The 10,180-nt window shown below is 44.5% G+C and carries 10 protein-coding genes; 4 read left to right on the top strand and 6 right to left on the bottom strand.

Annotated elements, in window-relative coordinates; all coding sequences use genetic code 11:
• Positions 1-123: 123 nt before the first annotated feature.
• Complete coding sequence (locus ACSLP7_RS05045) at positions 124-438, bottom strand: antibiotic biosynthesis monooxygenase family protein (RefSeq protein ID WP_435578300.1); 315 nt, start codon at positions 436-438, stop codon at positions 124-126.
• Positions 438-1,505 carry an isoaspartyl peptidase/L-asparaginase family protein gene (locus ACSLP7_RS05040; RefSeq protein WP_435578299.1) on the bottom strand — a complete coding sequence of 356 codons (1,068 nt, stop codon included), beginning with the start codon at positions 1,503-1,505 and terminating at the stop codon, positions 438-440. Before ACSLP7_RS05040 ends, ACSLP7_RS05045 begins: the two co-directional genes overlap by 1 nt.
• 230 nt (positions 1,506-1,735) lie before the next feature.
• Here ACSLP7_RS05040 and ACSLP7_RS05035 point away from each other — a divergent pair, with 230 nt between their 5' ends.
• The 4 genes from ACSLP7_RS05035 to ACSLP7_RS05020 all read left to right on the top strand — a co-directional run bounded on the left by ACSLP7_RS05035 (position 1,736) and on the right by ACSLP7_RS05020 (position 5,915).
• Positions 1,736-2,215, top strand: a complete 480-nt coding sequence (locus ACSLP7_RS05035) for a CAP domain-containing protein (protein WP_435578298.1) — start codon at positions 1,736-1,738, stop codon at positions 2,213-2,215.
• Positions 2,216-2,290: 75 nt separating this feature from the next.
• The gene (locus ACSLP7_RS05030; RefSeq protein WP_291186440.1) at positions 2,291-2,827 is read left to right on the top strand and encodes a 3-hydroxyanthranilate 3,4-dioxygenase; all 537 of its coding nucleotides are present in this window, start codon (positions 2,291-2,293) and stop codon (positions 2,825-2,827) included.
• Between the two features lie 81 nt (positions 2,828-2,908).
• Positions 2,909-4,462 carry an L-piperidine-6-carboxylate dehydrogenase gene (gene amaB / locus ACSLP7_RS05025; protein WP_435578297.1) on the top strand — a complete coding sequence of 518 codons (1,554 nt, stop codon included), beginning with the start codon at positions 2,909-2,911 and terminating at the stop codon, positions 4,460-4,462.
• 52 nt (positions 4,463-4,514) lie between these two features.
• Positions 4,515-5,915 carry an MGH1-like glycoside hydrolase domain-containing protein gene (locus tag ACSLP7_RS05020; protein ID WP_435578296.1) on the top strand — a complete coding sequence of 467 codons (1,401 nt, stop codon included), beginning with the start codon at positions 4,515-4,517 and terminating at the stop codon, positions 5,913-5,915.
• Here the strand turns inward: ACSLP7_RS05020 and ACSLP7_RS05015 are convergent.
• The 4 genes from ACSLP7_RS05015 to ACSLP7_RS05000 form a co-directional block, all read right to left on the bottom strand.
• The gene (locus tag ACSLP7_RS05015) at positions 5,912-6,637 is read right to left on the bottom strand and encodes a metallophosphoesterase (protein WP_435578295.1); all 726 of its coding nucleotides are present in this window, start codon (positions 6,635-6,637) and stop codon (positions 5,912-5,914) included. The two genes, ACSLP7_RS05020 and ACSLP7_RS05015, sit on opposite strands and share 4 nt — an antisense overlap.
• Positions 6,634-7,755 carry a DNA helicase PriA gene (locus ACSLP7_RS05010; protein ID WP_435578294.1) on the bottom strand — a complete coding sequence of 374 codons (1,122 nt, stop codon included), beginning with the start codon at positions 7,753-7,755 and terminating at the stop codon, positions 6,634-6,636. Before ACSLP7_RS05010 ends, ACSLP7_RS05015 begins: the two co-directional genes overlap by 4 nt.
• A gap of 20 nt (positions 7,756-7,775) precedes the next feature.
• The gene (locus tag ACSLP7_RS05005) at positions 7,776-8,906 is read right to left on the bottom strand and encodes an SPFH domain-containing protein (protein ID WP_435578293.1); all 1,131 of its coding nucleotides are present in this window, start codon (positions 8,904-8,906) and stop codon (positions 7,776-7,778) included.
• 137 nt (positions 8,907-9,043) lie between these two features.
• The gene (locus tag ACSLP7_RS05000) at positions 9,044-10,180 is read right to left on the bottom strand and encodes an ATP-binding protein (RefSeq protein WP_435578292.1); all 1,137 of its coding nucleotides are present in this window, start codon (positions 10,178-10,180) and stop codon (positions 9,044-9,046) included.

The raw sequence follows: 10,180 nt of genomic DNA, 5'->3' as shown, positions 1-10,180 counted from the left end.
TTAAACTGTAAGGCCTTCGGAATAAGGCTCGTTGGTGGTTGAGAGGATAGTCCTTTAACGGGGATTATTTTCTGCTAGTATGACTACGGCTGGAATTTGGGAAGAGTTTAACAGATGCTTGAATCAGTCCGCTGAAAAATCATACTCCCGTTCCACTTTACAGATGCGAACTTTAAAGCTTGAATACCATTGGGTTTTGCCCATTTTCTGCGCCAAGAGATGATCTGCTTGTTGCTTCCATTGGGCAATAGCGTCTAAAGATTCCCAATAACTCACGGTGATCCCCAAACCGCTACGCGCACTTTCAATGCCTAGATAGCCCGCCTGTTTCTGAGCGAGTTCTTCCATCAATTGTGCAGTGGCGGAATAGCCCTCTAGGTCATCGGTTTGATAACTGCTAAAAATAACTGCGTAATAGGGTGTTTTTATGGAACCCATCAGTCTTTATAAATCCCAATCACTAAATCACCAGCAGCGTTCATATGAGCGCGGTACATGCCTGCAGTATTGAATTCCATGGCGATGTTACCGTCCTTATCAATGGCAACAATTCCACCATCGCCTCCAAGACCTCCAACTTTATCGTGAATTACGGTGCGAGCTGCATCTTGAATACTCATGCCTTTGTACTCCATGAGTGCAGAGATATCATGAGCTACCATGGCGCGGATGAAATATTCTCCCCAACCTGTAGAAGAGACAGCACAAGAAGCGTTGTTGGCGTACGTACCGGCTCCAATGATTGGCGCATCACCAATACGATTCCAACGCTTGTTGGTCATTCCACCTGTCGAGGTTCCCGCGGCGAGATTCCCATTTTTATCTAAGGCTGCGCAGCCAACTGTACCGAATTTATAATCTTTAATATAAGGATCTACAAAGGCGGTTTTATCGTCGTGATCCAATTGGGTTTTTTGTTGTTCTTTAATGCGCTGCAAACTGTTGTAGCGATTCTGGGTGAAGAAATACTCTGGATCCACCATTTCAATTCCACGGGTCTCTGCAAAGATCTCCGCGCCTTTCCCGGCCAGCATTACGTGGTCGGAATTGTCCATTACCTCGCGGGCTAGATCAATGGGGTTTTTAATGCGAGTGACTCCAGCCACAGCTCCTGCATTGAGTGTTTTTCCGTCCATTACAGAGGCGTCCAATTCGTTGGTTTCCTCATGGGTGAAAACTGCGCCTTTTCCTGCGTTGAATAGCGGAGAGTCTTCCATGACATTGATGGTAGCCGTAACGGCATCCATTGCGTCACCGCCTTCCTCCAAGATTTTATGTCCAACACGAATTGCCTTCTCCAAGGTTTCCTTGTAAGCGATTTCTAAGGAATCGGTCATGTTCTTTTTTAAAATGGTTCCTGCACCTCCGTGAATGACGATCCCAAATGTGGGTTCGCTAGCCGTTGTTTCTGAGGTGTTTGCTTGCTGATTTTGAGCAGAATCTGAATTATTTACGCAGGCGAGAAGCAGCGAAATTGTTAAAACTGAAAAAATTTTTTGAATCATGATCTTGGCACTTAGTGTCTTACGAATATACGCTAAAAAGCCCACAGTTACTGGGTTAGTGAAAATTCCCGATTGTAGGAAATTAATATTACAAATAATACAAAAATATCGACGAAATGCACAAAAGATAGCTGAAATGCATTTATTTGGATTTTTTTTCTATATTTGACACAGCATCAAGCCCCAAATCTGATGCTCCCCGTATTATGAACCTACTTAGAACCAGCCTCATGGCAGTGGTCCTCCTTTTTGTGGCCACTTCCTGCTCCAAGGACGAAATTCCTGTGGAGCCAGAATCCAATTTTTCTGTGGATTTAGGCCTTGCCAACAAAACTGATTGGAACATGGCCAACGACATCCTAGTTTTAGTAAATGATCACCGCAGAAGTATGAACCTTGAACCCATCAAGCTCGATCGCAAATTAGCGACAGCTTATGCGGTTATGCACACTGAATACATGATCGATAACGAGAGCATTAGCCACGATGGTTATGCGCAGCGTTCTTTGGCACTTCAAAATGAAGGTGCTGAGAGCGTGGGTGAAAATGTTGCCCGTGGTTACCGATCTGCAGAAGATGTTGTCAATGCATGGCTCAATAGCCAATCGCACCGTCGCGTAATTGAAGGAGATTACACCCATTGCGGCTTTGGTGTTATGCAAGACTTTAGAGGAACGTTTTACTTTACACAGCTCTTCTATTCAGAATAATTACGCTTAGTCACGCACTTTTATATTCGCCGGAATCGCCGTACTTTTAGTGTCAATCACTAATTAGACGGCGACATGGCACTATCTAGACCCTTTAATCTAAACAACTGGTTGGAAGAGAATCGAGAGCTTCTCAAACCTCCTGTTGGCAATAAAAATCTTTACGTCGATGCTGATGATTATATCGTTATGGTTGTGGCGGGTCCTAACGCGAGGAAGGATTACCACTACAACGAGACTGAAGAACTCTTCTATCAATTAGAAGGGGAGATCGAAGTGGTTGTCCAGGAAGACGGCGAGCGCGTTGTGATGCCGCTAGGTCCTGGAGATATGTATCTGCATCCCGCAAAGACACCGCATTCGCCGGTGCGAAAAGAAGGCTCCATTGGTTTAGTTATTGAACGCAAACGCGCTGGTTTGGGTTATACGGATGGCCTTTTATGGTTTTGCGACAATTGCAATCACAAGCTTCACGAAGTCTATTTTGAACTCCACGATATAGAGAAAGACTTCTTGCCTCACTTTAAAAATTTCTACAATTCAAAGACCTTGCGTACCTGCGATAATTGCGGGACTGTGATGCAGGCTGACGCTCGTTTTACAGAGGATTAATCTTCCATTAAACATTTGGCGAAATCGTTTGCGAATGACTACCTTCGCAGCACAATTTTATTGTCAAAACTTATATTCGATATGGAAGCAGTTGCAACGTCCTTTGGAATGGACAAAGCCCTTAAAGAACTTGGTCTTGAGGCGGTAAATCAAGGAACATCAACAGGATCTGATTGGTTCTCTTCTGGAGACGAGATCGCATCTTATTCTCCAGTAGATGGACAGTTGATCGGAAAGGTGACCACTACCACCAAAGAAGACTACGAAAAAGTAATGCAAGCTGCGACCACAGCTTTTAAAAGTTGGCGTGTTATGCCGGCTCCCCAACGCGGTGAGGTGGTTCGTCAATTTGGAGAAGAGCTGCGCCGTTTGAAAGAGCCACTAGGAAAACTTGTTTCTTATGAAATGGGTAAATCCTACCAAGAAGGTTTGGGTGAGGTTCAAGAAATGATCGATATCTGTGACTTTGCTGTTGGGCTTTCTCGTCAGTTGCACGGACTTACCATGCACTCAGAGCGTCCTGGACACCGCATGTATGAGCAATACCATCCGCTTGGAGTAGTTGGGATCATCTCCGCCTTTAACTTCCCAGTAGCTGTTTGGTCTTGGAACACTGCCTTAGCCTGGATCTGTGGAGATGTATGTGTTTGGAAGCCGTCTGAAAAGGCACCTCTTTGTGGAGTTGCTTGCCAAAAGATCGCTGCTCGTGTATTTAAAGAAAACGGATTGCCAGAAGGTATTTCTTGTTTGATCAACGGAGATTATAAAGTTGGTGAGTTCATGACCACAGACGGTCGTGTGCCACTCGTTTCTGCTACGGGATCTACTCGAATGGGGAAAATCGTTGCACAGACTGTAGGAGCGCGTCTTGGAAAGTCATTGTTGGAGTTAGGAGGAAACAATGCCATTATTGTTACTCCGGATGCAGACATTAAAATGACCGTGATCGGTGCTGTATTTGGTGCTGTGGGTACTGCTGGACAACGTTGTACTTCTACCCGTAGATTGATCATTCACGAGAGCATTTACGATCAAGTAAAAAATGCTGTAGTAGATGCTTACAAGCAATTGCGTATCGGGAATCCATTAGATGAGAACAATCACGTTGGACCTCTAATCGATACGGATGCTGTTGCGATGTACCAAAAAGCCTTAGACAAAGTAGTTGAAGAAGGTGGAAACATCGTGGTACCTGGAGGTGTATTAGAAGGTGCTGGTTATGAAAGCGGTTGCTATGTAAAACCAGCCATTGCCGAGGCAGATAACTCTTTTGAGATCGTTCAACACGAGACCTTTGCTCCAGTATTGTACCTATTGAAATACTCTGGAGATGTTGAGAACGCTATCGAAGTACAGAACGGTGTTGCTCAAGGATTGTCTTCTGCAATCATGACCAACAATTTGCGTGAAGCAGAGCGTTTCCTCTCTCATGCCGGATCTGACTGCGGAATCGCTAACGTGAACATCGGAACCTCGGGTGCTGAGATCGGTGGTGCCTTTGGTGGTGAGAAAGAAACCGGAGGTGGCCGCGAGTCTGGTTCTGATGCTTGGAAAGTATATATGCGCAGACAGACCAATACCATTAATTACACTACAAATCTTCCGCTGGCTCAAGGGATTAAATTCGATCTTTAGGCTCGGACTAAATCAGAATGATTTAGTATTTTCATAGATCAAATAACGGTTTATGGATAGAAGAGATTTTTCAAAAAATATGGCCCTTGCTGCCTCTACGGTTGGCTTGGGCCTTTTTAGTTCCTGTAAAGAAAACCCTCAAAGCGTGGGAGAAAATGAGTGGGTTTCAGATTTTGCTGAAGCTTATTCCGTTTCTGATGATCTGGCCAAACGCATGTACGACAAGGCGCTAGAGATCACCAAATCCAAAGTGCGTGGAGGTGACAGCGAACCTTTCTTTAAGGAACCCTTTATCGACGCAGCCTTTTCTCCCAACATCTTTTTATGGGATACCTGTTTCATGTGTTGTTTTGCAAAATATCACCTTGATGAGCTGCCTGTTTATCAAGCCTTGGATAACTTCTATGACCGTCAAGAAGCCGATGGCTATATCTGCAGAGAGTACCGTCAAACCGGGGAGCCTCTATGGCCCAAAACGCATCCGGTTTCTATCAATCCACCACTTTTGGCTTGGGCGGAATGGGAACTCTATCGCGTTTCTCAAAACAAGCAACGTTTAGAAGAAGTATACCCGATTCTTTTGAAGAATTTTGACTTCCACGTGAACACCTATCAAATGGAAGACGGTCTCTTTTATGGAGATACCCTAGGGATGGGAATGGACAATATCCCAAGACAACCTCGGGATTGGGAGCCTACAGAAGGCAACGGCTTGACCCATCATGAATTGGGGGATAAACTTGCCGCCATGAATGAAAGTCCAGAAGTAAAGCTCAATTATTTCATCAAAGAATACGTGAACACCAAACAAGGCGTGTGGAACAAACAGGCGCGTTTGGTTGATTTCTCAGCGCAAATGGGCATGTTTGCTCTGCAATTGATTGACATTGCAGAAGCCATTGGTCAGACTGATGAGGTGAAGCGTCTCAAGGCCTTTCACTCAAAATTAAAGACCGATATCAACGCACTTTGTTGGTCAGAAGAGGATCAATTCTATTACGACCTAGGATTTGGCAAGCAGGTAGTTCGCCGTCATATTGGAATGTATTGGATGCTCCTTGGCGAGCTGGTTCCAGAAGAGCGCATGGAGTCATTTTTGGGTTATTTATCTGACCCAGAAGAGTTTTATAGGCTCACACCTTTACCAGCCCTGTCTGCTGCCGACCCAGACTATGTGGGTTGGGGAGACTATTGGTTAGGTGGCGTTTGGGCACCAACCGTTTATATGGTCTTGAAAGGATTGGAGCGTATCGGAAAAGATGAGCTAGCCAAAGATCTTGCTACAAAAGTTTATCGTTCTGTGGCAACAGTCTTTGAAGCTACCGGTACTTTCTGGGAGAACTATGCTCCAGACTTAGTCGCTTACGGAATGCCTGCTAAGAAGGATTTCTGCGGATGGACGGCTCTAATCCCTATCGCAGTTTACAAGGAGTTCATAGCTAAAGAAGCTTAATTTCTTCCTGATTCGTCAGGATAGAAATCTTGAACGGGATCACTGGTGTAAATTACTTTAGTTGCAACATCAATTGCTGAAAGCGGTCCTTTATATGCCGCCGCAGTATCTATATTCCAAACAGTAGCACTATTCACCACGGATTGTTCTCCAATTTTGGTCACGGGAGTATGACCAATGTAGATCTCTTTAAAAAGCTTCAGTCTTTTGGGATATCTGGGATGATCCTCGGGCATGTGAGGATCAAGCGCACAAGCCATTTCCCAAAGGGTGCGGTCCCAATAAACCATATTGGGATAGTATTCGTGTTGAGGCCCATGCGGATTGGTGAATCCTGCGTGTACATAAAGCCTGTTATCCTGATCTACCCAATAGTTGACCAACTGGTCCAAGAATTCAATATGTTTGGCTTTATAAGCTGCGGATTTATCTCGGTAATTCGCCCTGGTCATTTCGCCTCCGGAGGCTAACCACAGGGGATTGTTGGAATGCACTTTAAGGTGCTGAGACAATAGGTAGTCGTGATTTCCTCGTATAAAAATGCACTTGTGCTGCTCGGCAAAACCAATCAAAAATTCAATGGTATTGGCCGCATCACTCCAGCCATCCACATAATCGCCTAGAAAGACAAAGGTATCATCCGCAGCAAAGGGAATACGCTCTAAAAGCTGCTTTAGAGCCTTTAGACCACCATGGATATCACCTATTGCGTACGTGCTCATTGTTGTTTGTCTGCCAGATCTATTAAAAAAATGATCAAAACTATCGCTGCAATAATACCCACCACCAAGAAGAAGATCTTCCAGAAGGAGTACGGGCGCTGCCCGGAGAGTGTTCCAGTTTGTCCGTTGACAAAGAAGTTGTACTGCTTGCCTTTAAAGTTATATGCGCTGATGTAAATCGGCAGTAAAATATGCTTAAAGGTCTCATCGGTGAGCTTCATATTCATAGAAGACACACGTTGGGTGTCTCCACCAATATCTCTACACACCCAGTTATGGGCTATTCGTTTGGCTTCCTTATTGGATTCAATATGTCCTTCTTTAAGCGGAATGGTGTACTTCTCTGTGACAAAACCGGCCAAAAAAGAACTGTCAAAGGCCTGTAATTCTTTAAGATTCCAGCGGGCAATTTTGTTAGGAATTCGCCCGGATTTTTGCTGAGAGGCTTTGATCAAGGTATCATCTACAAATCCAGAAATGCTTCCACTAGCAGGAGACCAACGGGTTCTGCGCTCCTGTCTCATGCGCGTTACCGTTTTTCCATTAACCGTCGTGGTGTAGGGAACCGAAACGTAATAGTAATCCCCACGTTGTCCGGTATAAGTAGCAAAAAGTTGGGCATCAAAGGTCCAATAAGGTACATATAGGCCTTTGGTGAACTGCGGATCCAAAGCTGCCTTTTGGAGTTTGTTCGGTGCAAACCACAGCTTTTTGACCCAAGCCTTAAAAATGGTGTGCGCCTTCTCTTTGGTAAGCTGAAAAGGCACTATGGCCCCGGGAAGTATCCAAGCTTCTTTTTGCTGGTCTTCAATGATCAGCGGCATACTGCAATACACACAATGCAAGGATTTGTAGGTCTCTTCTATATGCTGATTGGCTCCACAATTTTTACACTGAATTAGCGAGATCACCTCACTGTGAGAAAGATGCCCAAGTTCTTCCAAATACGGACGAAGTTCCAGTTCTTCAAAGCTGTTTTCTTCCGTAGCAATGGTTTCACTGTGGCCACAATATTCGCATTGCAACTCGGTGGTCCCGGGAGCATACAGGAGTTCCGCCCCGCAATTGATGCAGGCTTTCTTTAATTCTGATTTAGACTTGGGCTGTGCAGCCTCCATCGGTTATGTGGATTCTGAGATTAAGCAGGCAGTGGCGGTGGGGTCGCTCCTCCTAAAAAGGCTTTTAATTCTTCAACATCTTTTAAGGGTGCCCAAGCTCCCATACCTTGCTTCCAAACCAAGGAATCTTTGTTCACGGTTCGGTTTGCAAATAATGCGCGTAATTGCTCAAAGCTTACGGGCCCGGCTTGCTGTCCGTTGTAGGCGTAATAGTATTGTACCGCTGCTGGCATTGGTGGCGGCACGGCTCCACTAGGAGCCGCTGCAGGCGCTGCAGCTTGTCCTGTAGTTCCCATAAGGCCTCCCATTTGTTGGGCGAGCACAAAGCCCATTCCCATGCCCATTCCGGCGCCGGCAGTTCCGCCTTCATTGGCGGCTGCCGCCTCTATGGCTTTAGCGGCTTTGAACTTGGCAAGTTTGTCCAGATCCAGTTTGTCAATACGACTGTACTCAAAGATCTCCTTTTTAAGATCTTCTGGCATAGAGACGTTTTCAATAAAGAATTTCTCCAGCGAGATACCCACGCTTCCGAATTCAGGTTGCATCACCTCTTTACAGGTTTCGCTGAGTTCGGTAGAGTTAGCCGCGTATAGTTCGATCGGTAATTTAGCCTCTCCAATGGTATCGGTAAAACGGGTTGCGATCAAACTTTTAAGGTGTTCGTTGATCTCAAAGTTGGTAAAGTTGTTGTCTGTTCCAACTATGTCTACGATGAACTTTCCAGCATCGCTGATCTTAAAGGCGTAGGTACCAAAAGCGCGAATCTCTACCAGTCCAAAACGGTCGTCGTTTAAAGTAATTGGGTTTTTAGTTCCCCATTTCTCATCAGTAAATAAGTGGGTGTTTACAAAATAAACCTCCGCCTTAAATGGACTGTTGAAGCCATACTTCCAACCTTTTAAAGTCGCAAGGATCGGTAAGTTCTCGGTGTTTAACGTATAAGTTCCCGGTTCAAAGACATCGGCCAGCTCTCCTTCATTGATAAAGACCGCTGTTTGTCCTTCTCGTACAATGAGTTGTGCTCCGTTCTTAATTTCATTCTGATAGCGTTCAAAGCGATGACAGATCGTATCATCCGTATAATCCAGCCACTCAACAATGTCAATAAATTCGTTGCTGAGTTTCTCTTTAATCTTGTCAAAAAGCCCCATAGGTAGATAGTGTTTAATGTTGATGGTTAAAGATAGGAAATTAGCGACTTAATCAAGTTACCATTACTTTACTAAGCCGAGCTTCCGTTTGATTAGTGTACTTGGACGGATTTTGTTACACTTTAGCCAGTCAACCCTTAGTTATACTTGACTTTTCTGAGGATTCTTATGCACTCTCTGTAGGACTCATAAACCGATTTATTGTAGGCTTTTAAATAGGGTTTGGCCTCGACCAAGCGATCCTTGGCATCAGAGAAATCGTTGAGGTAGCAGATCAAATAGGTGCTGGGAAGATTCCGAATATCTTTGGTCTCCATTTTTGTCAGTGGAATCTGTTTTTTGAGCTTGTCTAAAAGGGCGTTGCTGGCGTTGTAAAAATGATGGAGTGTCTTTTTATCAAACTGCGGCGGGTCAAAGAGTAAATCGGTTTCAATGGTGTAAGATCCGTTGTCTTCAAACTTAATGATCACCTCTTCTAAAGGGTAGTATTTGGTCTGATTGTTCAGCCCCAACGAGACATATTCTATAATTTTAAAATAGTCGTCATTGTATTTAATGCTGACTTCATCCAGAGCCGAATAGAACAATCGTTTCTGTTCGTTGATGAGCTCAATATCCACCCGCGAATAATAGGTTTCCTCATCCACTTCTTTGGTGTTTCCTGCCCAGCAAAGCACAAAAAGCTCCTTAAAGACGCGATAGTGTGAGGGCATATCGGAATGTCGGTTATTGATAAAGTCAATAACTCCATCCAGAGTAAGTTCTATATTATTTCTGGCATGTTGTTCTATGGCCGCAACAATCTCAGAATTGTGATCTACCAATTCAATATCAAAGACCTGCGGTTTAGAGATGCTGCCCTCTCTAAAGAACACCGTGCCACCCCAATACTTCCAGATGTTTTTGCGCAAGGAAGTGATCTCGTTTATGGGTCTAATTGTTACCAATCCAACTACTTTGCCATCTTCCAAATCGGGAAAGTTGATGTTCTCGTATTGAATTTGCGGCGGATTGGTCAGGTAAGCATTGATCAGGTTTTGGATCTTAGAATCGTCAAAGAAGTCCACCCCCAAAATCTCGTTATTGTTATCCTCAACTCCAATGATGATGTACGAGTTATTAGCGGGGTTGGAGTTGCTCAAAGCGCAGATGTGCTTTAAAAATTTGGCCTTGCCTTCTTTGGATCCGATGTCAATCTTGCGCTTTTTGTCATAAAAGCTGCTCTCGTCATTGTGTGCGAGCAGGTATTTGACCAAAAGACGTTTGTTGATCAT

It is taken from the genome of Gilvibacter sp. (genome assembly GCF_965601605.1).
Taxonomy (GTDB): Bacteria; Bacteroidota; Bacteroidia; order Flavobacteriales; family Flavobacteriaceae; genus Gilvibacter.
The sequence above is the reverse complement of the archived record's forward strand: the minus strand, read 5'-3'. Positions and strand labels throughout refer to the sequence as shown.